We start from the raw sequence: 14,908 nt of genomic DNA, 5'->3' as shown, positions 1-14,908 counted from the left end.
GATGACCCAGTTTTCCACCTATCTGATCGGCAATGAAACCCTGACCCGCCAGTGCGGCGAGATGCTGTTGGCGCGGGGTCACCGGCTTGCGGCGGTGGTGACGCGCAACGCGGATGTGCGGCAATGGGCGCTGGGGCGGGGTTTGCGGGTAGAGGCCTATGGACGTGATCTGGCGGTGCGGTTGGGCACGCGCGTCGATTGGCTGCTTTCGGTGGCCAACCTATCGGTGATTGGGCCAGAGGTTTTGGCACTGGCGCGGGGGGCGGTGAACTTTCACGACGGGCCTTTGCCGCAGTATGCGGGGTTGAATGCTCCGGTCTGGGCGATTCTGAATGGTGAGACTCAACATGGCATTTCGTGGCATCTGATTGAGAGCGGCGTCGATGAAGGCGATGTGCTGGAAAGCCGCGGCTTTGAGATCGCCCCACAGGACACTGCGCTGACCTTGAACACCCGCTGTTTTGAAGCAGCGATGGAAAGTTTTCCCAGCGTTTTGGCGCAGTTGGAAAGTGGCGTGTTGCAGCGTCAGCCGCAGGACTTAAGCCAGCGTCGGCTGTATTTGCGCCATAAGCGTCCGGCGGCGATGGGGCGGATTGATTTCTCGCAACCCGCCGAGGCGGTGGTGCGCTTGGTGCGGGCCTTGGATCATGGCCGCTATTGGAACCCGCTGACCACGGCGAAAATTGCCTTTGGGGCGGGTGTTTTGAACGTAGGCGCTGCGGAGATTGCCGAAGCTTCGGGCGTTCCGGGGCAGGTTTTGCGCGCCGATGAAGCGGGATTGGTGGTGGCTTGCGGTTCAGGTGCGGTGCGGTTGCAGCGGTTGACCTGTCAGGAAAAGGGGCTGGCGGTTTCGCCTGCAACAGTGACGGATACGGCGCTTCTGGTTGGGGCCGAGGGGCTGACCGAATTGGGGAAAGGCTTGGCTGTGGCGGAACCTGCCTTGCGCAAGGCTTTGAAATCAATGCAACCTGCCGCACTTGGTCATGCGAGTATGGCGGCTGCTGACTGGCAAACGCTGCCGCTTTCGGGCGCGCTTGCCGACCTTGCACTGGCTGCTGGACTGGCCTCTGGCGCGGCTGTGGTCGATCTGGCGCAGGAGGCGCAGGAGCTGGTGGGCTATACCTCGGGTTGGCGACCTTTGCGGGTTGCGGCTGTGGGCAGCGTCACGCACGCGCGGCAGAGTTTGGATTTGGCACCGAAGCCGGGCTTCGCGCTGGATCTGATGACACGTGACACGGCGCTTGCTGGCCTGCAATGTCCGCAAGTTGGCGTGGCAGAGGCTGGCCCGATCACAGGAACCACAGTTACGCTGACGCCCACTGCTCTGTATTTCGACGCCACGCGCCTGTCCTTGGCCGAGGCGCAGGCCTACGGCGCACGCATCGCCCATCTGGTCGCGGCCTTGGCAAAGGCTGCGCCTGATGCGCCACTTTCCAGCATCTCAAACCTGACGGATGCTGAGCGTGAGCAGGTGCTGCACGGCTGGAATCAGACGAAAGCACCATATGATTCAAGCCTTTGCGTGCATCAAGCCTTTGAGAGCCAAGTGCTGCGCAGTCCTGACGCTGTTGCTTTGGTCTGCAACGATCAAAACCTGACCTATGCCGCGCTGAATGCCCGCGCCAATCGGGTTGCGCATGTGCTGATCGGCATGGGCGTGGTGCCGGGCACACTGGTGGGCCTGTGCACGCATCGCAGCCTTGATCTGCTGGTTGGTGCTCTGGCGGTCCACAAGGCGGGCGGGGCTTATGTGCCGATGGACCCGACCTATCCGGCGGATCGGATTGCCTTGTATATTGAGGATTCCGCCTGCCCGGTGATCGTGACGCAAAGTGACATTGCGGCGGGTTTGCCCGAGCATGCAGCGCAAGTGCTGTGTTTGGATACCGACGCGCGCACCAGTCAAGCCAGCGATGCCAACCCTATATCTGGTGTCACCTCGGCTGATCTGGCCTATATGATCTATACTTCTGGATCTACCGGGCGACCGAAGGGTGTTATGGTGGAACACCGCAATGTGGCCAATTTCTTCACCGGGATGGATCAGCGCATTGGCCCAGAGGCCGGGGTGTGGCTGGCCGTGACCTCGCTGTCCTTTGACATTTCGGTGCTGGAGCTGTTCTGGACACTGGCGCGGGGCTTCAAAGTGGTGCTGACCAGCGATGAAAACCGCAGCCTGGTGTCGGGTGGGGCGATTGCATCGGCGCAGAAGATGGATTTCTCGCTGTACTACTGGGGCAATGATGACGGTGCCGGTCCGAAGAAATACGAGTTGCTGCTGGAAGGTGCCAAGTTCGCCGATACACACGGCTTTTGCGCAGTCTGGACGCCAGAGCGGCATTTTCACGCCTTTGGCGGCCCCTATCCGAACCCTTCGGTTACCGGGGCGGCGGTGGCGGCGGTGACGAAAAACATTGGCGTGCGTGCAGGGTCTTGCGTGATGCCCCTGCACCATCCGGCGCGGATTGCCGAGGAATGGGCGGTGATCGACAATCTGACGAACGGCCGCGCCGGGGTGGCGGTGGCTTCGGGCTGGCACCCGGATGATTTCGTGCTGCGGCCCGAGAATACGCCGCCGAACAACAAGGCGGCGATGTTTGCCGCTGCGGATCAGGTACGCAGGCTGTGGCGGGGTGAAAAGGTTGGGTTTCCGACCGCAGATGGCGGCACGTTTGAACTGATCAGCCAGCCGCGCCCGGTATCGAAAGAACTGCCGCTATGGGTGACAACGGCGGGCAATCCCGAAACTTGGCGCGAAGCCGGGGCGATTGGTGCGAATGTACTCACGCATCTTCTGGGTCAGTCGATTGAGGAAGTGGCTGGTAAGATTAAGCTTTATCATCAGGCGCTTCGTGAGGTCGGGCATGATCCGGCCAACCATACCGTGACTCTGATGCTGCACAGCTATATCGCGCGCGACCGTGATCATGCGCGGGAAGTGTCGCGCGGGCCGATGAAGGATTATCTGCGCTCGGCTGCGGCGCTGATCAAGCAATATGCGTGGGCTTTCCCGGCATTCAAAAAGCCGCAGGGCGTCTCAAATCCGATGCAGATTGATCTGCAATCGCTGAGCGACGAGGAGACCGAGGCGATCCTCGATTTCGCTTTCCAGCGCTATTTTGAGGACTCGGGCCTGTTCGGCACAGTCAACGACGCACTGGCACGGGTGGAGCAGTTGAAGCGGATTGGCGTGGGCGAAGTGGCCTGCCTGATCGACTATGGCGTAGCACCCGAGAAAGTCATGGAGGGGCTATATCCGCTGGCCGAAGTGGTTAAGCGCGCCAATGCGGGCGGTGGCGTGGCCGAGGATGATTTCTCGATCGCGGCGCAGATATTGCGGCATAAGGTGACGCATCTGCAATGTACACCGTCGATGGCACGAATGATCGTGATGAATGATGAGTCGCGCATGGCTTTGGCGGGGGTGAAGACCGTGATGCTGGGCGGCGAGGCTTTGCCGGGCGCGCTGGTTGCTGATTTGCGCCGTGCGACGTCGGCACGGGTGTTGAACATGTATGGACCGACCGAGACAACCATCTGGTCTTCGGTGGAGGAAGTCAGCGAGGTTGATGGGGTGTGCAATATCGGCAAGCCGTTGGCAAACCAACAGATTTATGTGCTGGATGCGGTGATGAATCCGGTTGCCCCCGGTGTGGCAGGAGAGTTGTGGATCGGTGGCGATGGTGTGACGCGCGGCTATTGGCAGCGCCCTGATCTGACAGCAGAGCGGTTTATGAACGATTGTTTTGTTTCAACTGATCGTGCCTGCGCTTGGGGCGCGCGGATGTATCGTACGGGCGATCTGGTGCGGTGGCGGGTGGATGGTAAGATCGATTTCCTAGGTCGCACCGATCATCAAGTCAAACTGCGCGGCTACCGGATTGAGCTGGGCGAGATTGAATCTGTGCTGGAAGCGCAGCCGGGGGTGCGGCAAGCCGTGGTGATGGCGCGCGAAGATACGCCGGGTGACTTGCGGCTGGTGGCTTATATTGTTGGCGCGGCGACCGAGGTCGCACTGCGGGCCGAATTGGCGGGGCTTTTGCCTGAGCACATGATGCCCGCGCATTTTGTCAGCCTTAATGCCTTTCCGCTAACGCCGAACCGTAAGGTAGATCGCAAGGCCCTGCCGGCCCCAAGCGCCAAGGCGCTTGAAACGCCAAGCTTTGTTGCGCCCAGCTCGGATATTGAATCGCAGATCGCGGCCATCTGGGCGCGGGTTTTGGGGGTGGCGAAAGTCGGCTCGCAGGACAATTTCTTCGCCTTGGGAGGGCATTCCCTGCTGGCGGTGCAAGTCCATCGCGAGATCCGGGATAGCCTTGGCGCAGCGAAGCTGTCGATCACCGATATCTTCCGTTTCCCGGTTTTGTCGGCTTTGGCGGCGCATTTGGATGATCGCCCGAAAGCGGTCCCTGCGGTGGTGTCCGACCGTGGCGATGCGCGCGCCGATGCGATGGCGCGACGGCGCGCGATGCGTGGGCAGGTGAATGCCTGACATCGCGGCACGACTGCGCGCGATTTTGCCACGCGGCGTTACGCTGGGCGAACCCGCCGCGCCACTTACACTTTGGCCGAGAGAAGATTTGCCGAGCGCCGTACCCGCGCGATTGGCAGAATTTGCCACCGGGCGCAGTGCCGCGCGGCAGGCTTTGCAAGGTCTGGGCTTTGCACCTGTCGCTATTCCGATGGGTCAGGATCGTGCCCCGATCTGGCCAGAAGCTGCAACAGGCAGCATCAGCCATTGCGCGGGGGCATGTCTCGCCGTGATGGGACGGACGCGCGAGTATCGGGGGCTGGGTTTGGATATAGAACCCTTGCAGCCGCTGCCCGCAGAACTGTGGTCGACTGTGCTTCGGCCAGAGGAATTCAAACAAATCAATGACCTGTCGGCGCCGCAGCAAGGCTTGCAGGCGCTGCGGATTTTTGTCGCGAAAGAGGCCGCGTATAAGGCGCAATACCCGATCACGCAGCAGATTTTCGATTTCCAAACTTTACGAATTATCTGGCAAGATCAAAGTTGCACCGCGGAATTCTGCAAAGCCATCTCATCGATTGAAAAAGGCTTTCAAATCCAAGGGTGCTGCGTAGAAAACGCCCACTTCTTCGCAGTATTTTGCGCTGTGCCTACTGGGTAAACATCCCAAACGTCGCCAGTGGAGCGCGGCGCAGCATGGAGGCGTAGACCGCCGAATAAAGCCCCTCACCGTCGCTGTCATCGGGATCATAAATCCGCAGCGTGGTGGTGGTGGCGTCGGAGCTGTGCGAACCACGCGCCCCGACGATCACCACATAATGCCCTGACGAGCTGCTGCCGCGTTGAAAAGAACGGGGATTATGCAGCAATTCCAGCATGATCGGGCCACTCCGCAACACCCCGATCAGCGCCGCGACGGGCCAGCTTTGCGGCGGTTGATAGCGCAGCCGATGCAGTTGCGCGAACGTCTGATGCACTTCAAGCCTCTGGCCATGCTCACATTCGTTGATCAGCGAACCATTGGCGGTCAGCAAACGTTGCGGCGTGGTCATGCGGATGGCTTGGATCGACAGCCCCGTCAACATCGCCGTCGCCGCTGCCCAACAGGTCGTTGGCGTCGGTTGGCTGAGATAGGGCACGTTGTGCAGGATGATCGGAGCGGACTCGGTTCCATACAGCGCTTCCAGCGTGCAGGGCCCGGCAATGCCGTCCATCTCTAGCCAGTTGCAGCGTTGAAACGCCAGCAGGGCGCGTTCGGTTTGCGGGGTGAAAAGGCCGTTGATGATCAGATTTGGTGAAGGATTCAGGCGGTTGTTCAGCGCCATTTGCAAGTCCCGGACGGATTGCCCAGACGAGCCCGATCGCACAATGACATTTCCCATGAAACGTCTCCGATACAATAAAATCCGATCAAAATGGCCGACCCGGTGAGTCACGGATCGACATACGTTAAGCCTAGGATAAACAGCATAGTTGCTCAAGCACTCGTTTTATGCCGTGATCCAGAAGTATCTTTTTCTCTTGCGGTCGGGCTAAGCCGCGATAACTGGGCGTTTGATCGCCGCTGACGCCTCGACTACCAGCGGTCGCAGGCCAGCGCCGCCTGCGTCAAGCACTTCAAACAGATGGCGGCGCATCCGCGGTTCCCAGAAGTCATTGATATGCGACGCAAGTAGAGTCAGGCCCTCATTATGCGGTTTCGATTCCATGAACTTGGCGATCTGGTTCGCCATATAGATCAGCTTGGCGTGCGGGCCTGCGTGGGTGTCGTTAAGCGACATGGGCGGTCTCCTGCGAAATGCGGTCGGTGTGGGTATAAGCCTCAAACCGATCAGGGCGGGCGAGGGCGATCAGGGTGATGCCCGCGAGGTCAGCAAGGCGGACGGCATGGGCAGTTGGTGCGGACACGGCGATCAGGATCGGCGCGCCGAGGGCGGCTACCTTCTGCACCATGTCAATGGAAACGCGGCTGGTCAGCACGATGGCTCCGGTCGGATGCGCGGTGCGGATCAAATGGCCGCAGAGTTTGTCCAGCGCGTTGTGGCGGCCAACATCTTCGCGCGCGGCCAGCAGTTTGCTACTGAAATAGCCAGCGGCGTGAACCGCGCGGGTGAGATCGTGCAGCGGTTGGGCGGCGGGAAGCGAAGCGACGGCGGCCATGATTTCGGACGGGGCCATGCGGAAATTGGAGGCAGGCACAGGCTGCATCACCCGCGTGGCTTCTTCCAGACTGTCGATTCCGCAAAGACCACAGCCGACCGGGCCCGCCATGGTGCGGCGGCGTTTGGTCAGGCGGGCTTCGGCCTTTGGTTCCAGCCAGATTTGCACATCTAGGCCAAGCGGGGTTTCTTCCACCTCAACGCTTTGAATTTCTTCAGGCTTGGCAATACCTTCGGTCAGCGCAAAGCCGTAGGCAAAATCTTCCAGATCGGCAGGTGAGGCCATCATTACGGCTTGGGTTGAGCCGTTAAACGACAAGGCTACCGCGACTTCCTCGGGCAATTCTCGGGCCGATGCCGACCCAAAATCCGCGCCCGACCCAAAGGTCAGGCGCGGCAAGGTGCGGTGGGTTTGCATCACTCTGCCGCTGCGATGCGCCGCGACATCGCGGCTTGAGCGTTGTATTCCTCTTGCCATTCCGACGGGCCATTGCTGGGTGAGACTTGCACAGCGGTGACCTTGTATTCCGGACAGTTTGTGGCCCAATCCGAGAAGTCGGTGGTGATCACGTTGGCTTGGGTGTCGGGGTGGTGGAAGGTGGTGTAAACCACGCCCGGATTAACCTTGTCGGTAATTGTCGCGCGCAGGGTTGTGTCACCCGAGCGAGACGCCAGACGAACGAAGTCTCCATCCTTGACGCCGCGCACTTCGGCGTCATGCGGGTGGATTTCCAGCACATCCTCGGCATGCCAAGCGACGTTCTCGGTGCGGCGTGTCTGCGCACCGACATTATACTGCGACAGAATCCGCCCCGTGGTCAGAAGCAGAGGGAACCGCGGGCCGGTTTTCTCATCGGTCGCGACATACTCGGTGTTGATGAACTTGCCCTTGCCGCGCACAAAAGCTTCAACATGCATCAACGGTGTGCCTTCGGGGGCGGCATCGTTGCAGGGCCATTGGATTGAGCCCAAAACTTCCAGCTTTTCATAGTTCACGCCTGCGAAAGACGGCGTGGTCATGGCGATTTCGTCCATGATTTGCGTGGGATGCGTATAGGTCCATTTGGCCCCAGCCGTATCTTTCAACATCGCATTGGCGAGCATCTGGGTGATCTCCCAATCGGCATAACCATTGCGCGGGGCCATCACTTTGCGCACGCGGTTGATGCGGCGCTCGGCGTTGGTGAAGGTGCCGTCCTTCTCAAGAAAGGTGGAGCCGGGCAGGAAGACGTGAGCGTAATTGGCGGTTTCATTCAGGAACAAGTCATGCACGATCACACATTCCATCGCGGCAAGGCCCGCTGCGACGTGTTTGGTGTCGGGGTCGGATTGCAGGATGTCTTCGCCTTGACAATAGAGGCCCTTGAAAGTGCCCTCAACCGCAGCATCCAGCATGTTCGGGATGCGCAGCCCCGGTTCGTCGTCAATTTTGACGCCCCAAGCCCGTTCGAAAATATCGCGCACGCCGTCGCCTTTGACATGGCGGTAGCCGGGCAATTCATGCGGGAAAGACCCCATGTCGCACGAACCTTGCACGTTATTCTGCCCGCGCAGCGGGTTCACACCCACACCCGGACGGCCAATGTTGCCGGTCATCATCGCAAGGTTGGCGATGCCGATCACGGTGGTCGAGCCTTGGCTGTGTTCGGTCACGCCCAAGCCGTAATAGATCGAGCCATTGCCGCCCTTGGCAAACAGCCGCGCCGCAGCACGCACTTCGGCAGCGGGAACGCCAGTCAGCAAAGCCACCGATTCAGGTGAGTTTTGTGGCTGACTGACGAATTCAGCGTAGTCTTGGAACTCATCCCAATCGCAGCGGTCTTGGATAAACTGCGCGTCGAACAGCCCTTCGGTTACGATGACATGCGCCAAAGCAGTGACGATGGCAACGTTGGTGCCTGGGGTCAAAGCGAGGTGGTGCTCGGCTTTCACATGGGGCGATTTCACCATCTCTGTGCGGCGCGGGTCAATCACGATCAGCTTTGCACCCTTGCGCAGACGCTTTTTCAAGCGGCTGGCGAAGACTGGGTGGGCCGCGACTGGGTTGGCGCCGATGACCATCACAACATCTGTTTCTTCAACAGAATCAAAGTCTTGCGTGCCGGCCGAGGTGCCCAAGGTTTGCCCGAGACCGTAGCCAGTGGGCGAATGACATACCCGCGCGCAGGTATCCGTATTGTTGTTCATAAACACGGCTCGGGTCAGTTTCTGCACCAGATAGGCTTCTTCATTGGTGCAGCGCGACGAGGTGATCACGCCGACCGAGTGGCGACCGTGACGCTCGATAATGCCCTTCATCCGGTTCGCGGTGAAATCCATCGCCTCGTCCCACGACACTTCCTGCCATGGATCATTGATAGAATCGCGGATCATCGGGTTCAGGATGCGGTCTTTGTGGCTGGCGTAGCCATAAGCAAAGCGGCCCTTAACGCAGGAATGACCGCGGTTGGCCTTGCCGTGCTTGTAGGGCACCATACGGACCAATTCATCGCCGCGCATCTCAGCTTTGAAAGAACACCCGACGCCGCAATAAGCGCACGTGGTGATGACGGAGCGTTCTGGTGTGCCAATCTCGATGATCGACTTTTCTTGCAAAGTCGCGGTTGGGCAGGCTTGCACGCAAGCGCCACACGAGACGCAATCAGACGACAAAGCAGTGTCAGTTTTCGCGCCAAACGACACTCGGCTATCAAAACCTCGGCCTTCGATGGTCAAAGCGAAAGTGCCTTGAACTTCTTCGCAGGCCCTAACGCACCTGGAACACACGATACATTTCTGCGGATCATAGCTGAAATACGGGTTCGAATCATCGCGCGGGATGTAGTTTGGGTTGGCGATGCCGGAGGTGTCTTTGGCTTTGAAATGGGTGTCAATCGCTTCATATCGCACATCGCGCAGGCCGACTGCTCCGGCCATATCCTGCAACTCGCAATCGCCATTGGCGCTGCAGGTCAGGCAATCTAAAGGGTGGTCGGAGATGTAAAGCTCCATCACGCCACGGCGCAACTGCTTCAGCTTGGCGTTCTGGGTGTGGACTTTTAGGCCCGGTGCAACAGGGGTGGTGCAGGATGCCGGAGTGCCATTGCGGCCTTCGATTTCCACGAGGCACAAACGGCAGGACCCGAAGGCGTCGATACTGTCTGTTGCGCAGAGTTTCGGCACTGAAATACCGATTTCTGCGGCGGCGCGCATGATGCTGGTGCCTTCCGGCACAGTGATGTCAAAGCCGTCTATGGTCAATGTGACCATTTGTTTGCTTTTGGCAGCGGGGGTGCCGAAATCGCGATCCGGGATGATGAAGTCTTTCATTCGGCGGCTTCCTTCATTGGGGCGAAATCATCGGGAAAGTGGGTCAGGGCGGACATCACCGGGTAGGGCGTGAAGCCACCCAATGCGCAAAGTGAACCGGACTTCATGGTGTTGCACAAATCGGTCAAAAGCGGGATCGCCGAGGCGTCGCCCTTTGCAATTCGGTCTACTGTTTCAACACCACGCACAGCGCCGATCCGGCAGGGGGTGCATTTGCCACAGGACTCGATGGCGCAGAATTCCATCGCAAAACGGGCTTGTTTCAGCATATCGGCGCTATCGTCAAACACCGTCAAACCGGCATGGCCGATCAGGCCGTCTTTGCCCGCGAATTCTTCATAACCAAAGGGTGTATCGAACAAAGCACGGGGGAAGTATGCACCCAAGGGGCCGCCGACCTGCACCGCTTTCACCGGGCGGCCTGAGGCGCTGCCCCCGGCGATTTTATCAACGATTTCACCAAGGGTCAGGCCGAAAGCGATCTCGTAAAGTCCGCCGTGTTTGACGTTTCCGGCGATCTGCAACGGGATGGTACCGCGCGACCTACCAAGGCCGAAGTTCTTGTAAAACTCCGCACCTTTTTCGAAAATTACCGGCACCGAGGCCAGCGAAATCACGTTGTTCACCACCGTTGGCTTCGCCATGAAGCCCTGCAAAGCGGGCAGCGGCGGCTTGGCGCGCACCACACCGCGCTTGCCTTCAAGGCTGTTCAGCAGAGAGGTTTCCTCGCCACAAACATAGGCCCCAGCACCGACACGAATTTCGATTTCAAACGCAGGACCCGAGCCTAAAACCGACGCGCCAAGTAGCCCAGCGGCAGTCGCGATTTTCACCGCTTTCTGCATTACATCAACCGCAATCGGGTATTCCGAACGGATATACACAAATCCCTTGGTGGCCCCAGTCGCAAGACCCGCAATGATCATGCCCTCGATCAGCGTGAAGGGGTCGCCTTCCATCAACATCCGGTCGGCGAATGTGGCAGAATCGCCCTCATCGGCATTGCAAACGATGTATTTGCGGTCTGCTTGCGCTTCCGAAACTGTCTTCCACTTGATCCCGGTCGGAAAGCCCGCGCCACCCCGACCGCGCAGGCCCGAATTGGTCACTTCGGCAACGATCCCAGCTTTGTCCATACCAAGCGCAAGGGTCAGGCCAGCCAGCCCGCCATGCGCTTTATAGTCGTCCAGCGACAGCGGGTCGATCACGCCAACGCGGGCGAAGGTCAGCCGGGTTTGCGCTTTCAGCCACGGCAGATCTTCGGTCAATCCAAGGGCCTTCGGATGCACGGCCAGATCATCAAACAGCCCAGGCACATCTGCGAGCGTCAGCGGGCCAAAGGCCATCCGACCCGCATCGGTGACCACTTCGGCCATCGGTTCCAGCCAGACCATCCCACGCGATCCATTGCGCACCAGCGTCAGGCTGATCCCACGCGCTTTGGCTTGAAACATCAGCGAATCAGCAATTTCGTCAGCGCCAAGGGCGACGGCGGCGCTGTCCAGCGGCAGGTAAATCTTCATTTCAAACCCCCGATGATCGCATCAATCCGGGCTTCATCGACCCGGCCCACCAACTTGCCATTGATCATTGCGGCGGGGCCACAAGCGCAGAGGCCAAGGCAGAAAATCGGTTCTAAGGTTACGCGGCCATCCTTGGAAGTCTCATGCCACTCAATCCCCAACGCCTTTTGCGCATGAGCCGCCACCCGATCCGCCCCCATCGACTGACAGGATTCCGCACGGCAGAGTTTCAGCACATGATCGCCCGCAGGATGTTCGCGGAAATCGTGATAAAAGCTCATCACGCCATGCACTTCGGCCTTCGACAGGTTCAGGTCTTGCGCAATAATCGGCAAAGCCACCTGCGGCACATAGCCAAAGTCAGCCTGAATGGCGTGCAAGATCGGCAGCAGCGATCCCTCCATGCCTTTGTGGGCGCTAAGGATTTCTCCAACCCGAGCGGTGACGTCGACGGAATCAAGCATATGGCGGCCCTTTGGTAGCTTGCGTCTGTGATACGCCGATTGATATGGAAATCAATATTGATATACCGTTGTTCGATAGGCAATGCCTATCGACGCAGGCGTACCGCCAGCTTTGCCGCTTCATCCATAAGCGCCTGCAGAACAGGGGTTTGCGGATCGCGCTTGGCGGTGATCAATCCGACCAGATGCTCGGCTTCGGGTTCGACAATCGGGATCGCGCGCAGCCCTTGCCCGGTGAACATCTCGGCCAGCTTCATCGGCACCACCGAGGCCCACAGACCTGATTTGACATGCGCCACCAAAGCGATACTAGAGTTCGACTCGACCGTCGGCGCAACACGCACCCCCACTTCAGCCAGATGCTGGTTGACGATGCGGCGGTTCTGCATATCGGCGGTAAGCAAGCACAGCGGTTCGTGAACCATCTCGCTCCACGTCACTTGCGCCCGATCCGCCAATGGTGAGTTGGGCGCACAGAGATAGCGGTAGAATTCGGTATAAAGCGGGGTCTGCGCCACCCGCCCCAAGGGTTCATTGTCGAGATATGTCAGGCCGGCGTCCAGTTCCAGACTCTCAATGCCCGCCAGAATTTCCACCGAGGTGCGCGACAGCAGAGTGACGCGCATGTTCGGATGGCGGGCGGTAAACGGGGCGGTCAGATCAGCCACCATTGGTAGGGCGGTGGGGATCACCCCGATGCGCAGATTGCCCGACAGGCCGGAATGCACCGAGCGCATTTCATCCCTCAGCGCTCGCATATCGCCGACAATGCGCCGCGCCCAATCCAGCACGCGCTGGCCTTCCGGGGTCAGACCCTGAAAGCGTGACCCGCGAAACACCAGTTGCACGCCCAACTGGTCCTCGAGCTGGCGGATGGCTGAGGATAGGCTGGGTTGCGTCACCCTGCACACTTCAGCCGCGCGACCAAAATGGCGCTCGTTGGCGAGGGCAATGAACATTTCCAGCTTGTCGATCATGGGTGCAGGTTGGCGGGGAATGGTTTGATGCGCAAGGGATGTGAAGCGAGCCCTCCGCAGATAGTATTTGGGCCAAGATGAAGCTGCAAGAGTTGTGCTTGCGGGTGTGAAGCCTTAGCTTTGTGGCATGATGAAATTTATCCCCTTTGTAAAGAAATCCCCCGTGGTGCCGGTGATCCGGCTGGCGGGTACGATTGGCTCTGGCCGCAATGCGCTGAACGATGCAGGGCTGGCTGCGATCATCGAAAAGGCGTTCAAGATGAAGCCTGCAGCGGTGGCGCTGGTGGTGAATTCTCCGGGCGGCTCGCCAGTGCAGTCGAGCCTGATCGCGGCGCGGGTGCGGCGGTTGGCGGACGAGAAATCTGTGCCCGTTCACGCCTTTGTCGAGGATGTTGCAGCATCGGGCGGCTATTGGCTGGCCTGTGCTGCGGATCAGATCTGGGTTGATCCCAGTTCCATCGTGGGTTCCATCGGAGTGATTTTCGCCAGTTTTGGCTTCCCTGAACTGATGGCTAAACAGGGCGTGGAGCGTCGGGTGGTCGCCATGGGCAAACAGAAAAGCCTCGCCGACCCGTTCCTGCCGCAAAAGCCGGAAGACATCGAACGCCTAAAAGCCCTGCAAGCCCCGATCCACGATGCCTTCATTGCCCATGTCAAAGCCCGGCGCGGCAACCGCTTGGCCGATGCTGATCTGTTCAACGCTGATATCTGGGTGGGCCAGCGCTCGGTTGATCTGGGTCTAACCGATGGCGTGGCGCATCTGGTGCCGAAACTGAAATCGCTTTATGGCGACAAGGTCAAGCTGGTGCCGCTGGGGCAAAAGCGCGGATTGCTCAGCCGATTTGGCCTGAATATGGCCGAAGATGCGCTGGCTTCGGTTGAAGATCGCGCGATTTGGGCGCGCTACGGGTTGTAACATGATCAAAGCCGTCCTCGTTTTTCTGCTGGTGATGCTGGCCATAGGCATGGTCGGCAATGCATTATTCCCCGGCCGTATCGGCGGATCAGTGAAAAAACGCCTTGGATTGGCCAATCCAGCTACCTGCAAACGCTGCGGGCGCTATGTGATTGGATCCAAAGGCTGCGATTGCAAAAAGGGTGGACGATGAGGGCATTGGTGACGGGAGCGGGCAAGCGGCTGGGCCGCGAGATGGCGCTGTATCTGGCCAAGCGTGGCTACGATGTGGCGGTGCATTACGCCAGTTCCCGCAAAGAGGCCGAGGCGGTGGTGAAAGAGATCGCCGCTCTGGGCCGCAAAGCCGTTGCCCTGCGCGCCGATCTGCTGATTGAAACCCAAGTGGAAAAGCTGGTGCCGATGGCGGTGCAGGGGCTTGGTGGGCCGTTGACAGTGCTGATCAACAACGCCTCGATCTTTGAATATGACACCGTCGCCACGGTGACCCGCAAAAGCTGGGATCGCCACATGGAAAGCAACCTTCGTGCGCCTTTCGTGCTGACACAGGCGTTTGCCGCACAGGTGCCCGCGCCGAAGCTGGACGACCACGGCGAACCGATTGCCGGTGGTTTGGTGCTGAACATGATCGACCAGCGTGTGCATAAACTGACACCTGAATTTCTATCCTATACGCTGGCGAAAATGGGCCTCTGGGCGATGACCCGCACCACTGCGCAAGGGCTCGCCCCGCGGGTGAGGGTGAATGGCATTGGGCCGGGGCCGACGTTGCAAGGTGCGCGCCAAAGCGACGAAAGCTTTATCACCCAACGCGGCGCCACAATCCTGAAACGCGGGTCTAATCCTGCCGATATCACTGCAGCGCTCGGGTTTTTTCTCGATTCCCCCGCTGTGACGGGGCAAATGATCTCTGTCGATGGTGGTCAGCATTTGGGTTGGAAAACCCCCGATGTGATGGATTTCGACTAGGCGAAATTTTGCCTCTCGTGAAAGTTGTCCACTTTTCGTATTTTCTTCACGGATGCGTTACAAAATGTCCTGACTTATCAGGGATTTGCCAGATGTTGAGAAATCTTTCTATTGTTATCAATG

Annotated in this window: 12 protein-coding genes; 5 read left to right on the top strand and 7 right to left on the bottom strand. The window is 59.2% G+C overall.

Translation table 11 applies throughout. The features are described from left to right. Position 1: 1 nt before the first annotated feature. Positions 2–4,492 (top strand): MupA/Atu3671 family FMN-dependent luciferase-like monooxygenase, encoded by a 4,491-nt coding sequence (locus tag Q7V03_RS03285; RefSeq protein ID WP_304924176.1) that lies wholly within the window; start codon positions 2–4, stop codon positions 4,490–4,492. Further along, a complete protein-coding gene (locus Q7V03_RS03280; RefSeq protein WP_304924175.1) occupies positions 4,485–5,132 on the top strand; it encodes a 4'-phosphopantetheinyl transferase in 648 nt (215 codons plus the stop codon). The genes Q7V03_RS03285 and Q7V03_RS03280 overlap by 8 nt, the downstream gene beginning before the upstream one ends. On the opposite strand, the gene Q7V03_RS03275 is transcribed toward Q7V03_RS03280, so the two are convergent. From Q7V03_RS03275 to Q7V03_RS03245, 7 genes are all read right to left on the bottom strand, one after another. After that, complete coding sequence (locus tag Q7V03_RS03275) at positions 5,122–5,853, bottom strand: peptidoglycan-binding protein (RefSeq protein WP_304924174.1); 732 nt, start codon at positions 5,851–5,853, stop codon at positions 5,122–5,124. The two genes, Q7V03_RS03280 and Q7V03_RS03275, sit on opposite strands and share 11 nt — an antisense overlap. 150 nt (positions 5,854–6,003) lie before the next feature. After that, on the bottom strand, positions 6,004–6,252 hold the full coding sequence (locus tag Q7V03_RS03270; protein ID WP_304924173.1) for a formate dehydrogenase subunit delta: 249 nt from the start codon (positions 6,250–6,252) through the stop codon (positions 6,004–6,006). Then, a complete protein-coding gene (gene fdhD, locus Q7V03_RS03265) occupies positions 6,242–7,051 on the bottom strand; it encodes a formate dehydrogenase accessory sulfurtransferase FdhD (protein ID WP_370651069.1) in 810 nt (269 codons plus the stop codon). Before fdhD ends, Q7V03_RS03270 begins: the two co-directional genes overlap by 11 nt. Then, positions 7,048–9,939 (bottom strand): formate dehydrogenase subunit alpha, encoded by a 2,892-nt coding sequence (gene fdhF / locus Q7V03_RS03260; RefSeq protein ID WP_304924171.1) that lies wholly within the window; start codon positions 9,937–9,939, stop codon positions 7,048–7,050. The genes fdhD and fdhF overlap by 4 nt, the downstream gene beginning before the upstream one ends. Further along, positions 9,936–11,462: an NADH-quinone oxidoreductase subunit NuoF gene (locus Q7V03_RS03255; RefSeq protein WP_304924170.1), complete on the bottom strand. Its 1,527-nt coding sequence runs from the start codon at positions 11,460–11,462 to the stop codon at positions 9,936–9,938. The genes fdhF and Q7V03_RS03255 overlap by 4 nt, the downstream gene beginning before the upstream one ends. Then, entirely contained in the window at positions 11,459–11,926 is a 468-nt protein-coding gene (locus Q7V03_RS03250; protein WP_304924169.1) for a formate dehydrogenase subunit gamma, read from the bottom strand. Before Q7V03_RS03250 ends, Q7V03_RS03255 begins: the two co-directional genes overlap by 4 nt. A gap of 86 nt (positions 11,927–12,012) precedes the next feature. Next, on the bottom strand, positions 12,013–12,903 hold the full coding sequence (locus tag Q7V03_RS03245) for a LysR family transcriptional regulator (protein ID WP_304924168.1): 891 nt from the start codon (positions 12,901–12,903) through the stop codon (positions 12,013–12,015). Between the two features lie 127 nt (positions 12,904–13,030). On the opposite strand from Q7V03_RS03245, the gene Q7V03_RS03240 reads away from it, so the two are divergent. From Q7V03_RS03240 to Q7V03_RS03230, 3 genes are read left to right on the top strand one after another with little or no spacing between them, the layout of a single operon-like run. Next, complete coding sequence (locus tag Q7V03_RS03240) at positions 13,031–13,819, top strand: S49 family peptidase (protein WP_304924167.1); 789 nt, start codon at positions 13,031–13,033, stop codon at positions 13,817–13,819. Between the two features lies 1 nt (position 13,820). Then, positions 13,821–14,012, top strand: a complete 192-nt coding sequence (locus Q7V03_RS03235) for a hypothetical protein (protein WP_054005412.1) — start codon at positions 13,821–13,823, stop codon at positions 14,010–14,012. Then, entirely contained in the window at positions 14,009–14,785 is a 777-nt protein-coding gene (locus Q7V03_RS03230) for an SDR family oxidoreductase (protein ID WP_304924166.1), read from the top strand. The genes Q7V03_RS03235 and Q7V03_RS03230 overlap by 4 nt, the downstream gene beginning before the upstream one ends. The last annotated feature ends 123 nt before the right edge of the window (positions 14,786–14,908 follow it).

It is taken from the genome of Cypionkella sp. (assembly GCF_030652235.1).
Classification (GTDB): domain Bacteria; phylum Pseudomonadota; class Alphaproteobacteria; order Rhodobacterales; family Rhodobacteraceae; genus Cypionkella.
This window is presented reverse-complemented; position numbering and strand designations above follow the sequence as displayed.

Bases quoted from the DNA above. Each gene is read 5' to 3' on its own strand.
- Q7V03_RS03270 (WP_304924173.1), bottom strand. From the start codon at position 6,252: ATGTCGCTTAACGACACCCACGCAGGCCCGCACGCCAAGCTGATCTAT.
- Q7V03_RS03255 (WP_304924170.1), bottom strand. From the start codon at position 11,462: ATGAAGATTTACCTGCCGCTGGACAGCGCCGCCGTCGCCCTTGGCGCT.
- Q7V03_RS03250 (WP_304924169.1), bottom strand. From the start codon at position 11,926: ATGCTTGATTCCGTCGACGTCACCGCTCGGGTTGGAGAAATCCTTAGC.
- Q7V03_RS03285 (WP_304924176.1), top strand. From the start codon at position 2: ATGACCCAGTTTTCCACCTATCTGATCGGCAATGAAACCCTGACCCGC.
- fdhF (WP_304924171.1), bottom strand. From the start codon at position 9,939: ATGAAAGACTTCATCATCCCGGATCGCGATTTCGGCACCCCCGCTGCC.
- Q7V03_RS03240 (WP_304924167.1), top strand. From the start codon at position 13,031: ATGATGAAATTTATCCCCTTTGTAAAGAAATCCCCCGTGGTGCCGGTG.
- Q7V03_RS03275 (WP_304924174.1), bottom strand. From the start codon at position 5,853: ATGGGAAATGTCATTGTGCGATCGGGCTCGTCTGGGCAATCCGTCCGG.
- Q7V03_RS03245 (WP_304924168.1), bottom strand. From the start codon at position 12,903: ATGATCGACAAGCTGGAAATGTTCATTGCCCTCGCCAACGAGCGCCAT.
- Q7V03_RS03235 (WP_054005412.1), top strand. From the start codon at position 13,821: ATGATCAAAGCCGTCCTCGTTTTTCTGCTGGTGATGCTGGCCATAGGC.
- Q7V03_RS03280 (WP_304924175.1), top strand. From the start codon at position 4,485: ATGCCTGACATCGCGGCACGACTGCGCGCGATTTTGCCACGCGGCGTT.
- Q7V03_RS03230 (WP_304924166.1), top strand. From the start codon at position 14,009: ATGAGGGCATTGGTGACGGGAGCGGGCAAGCGGCTGGGCCGCGAGATG.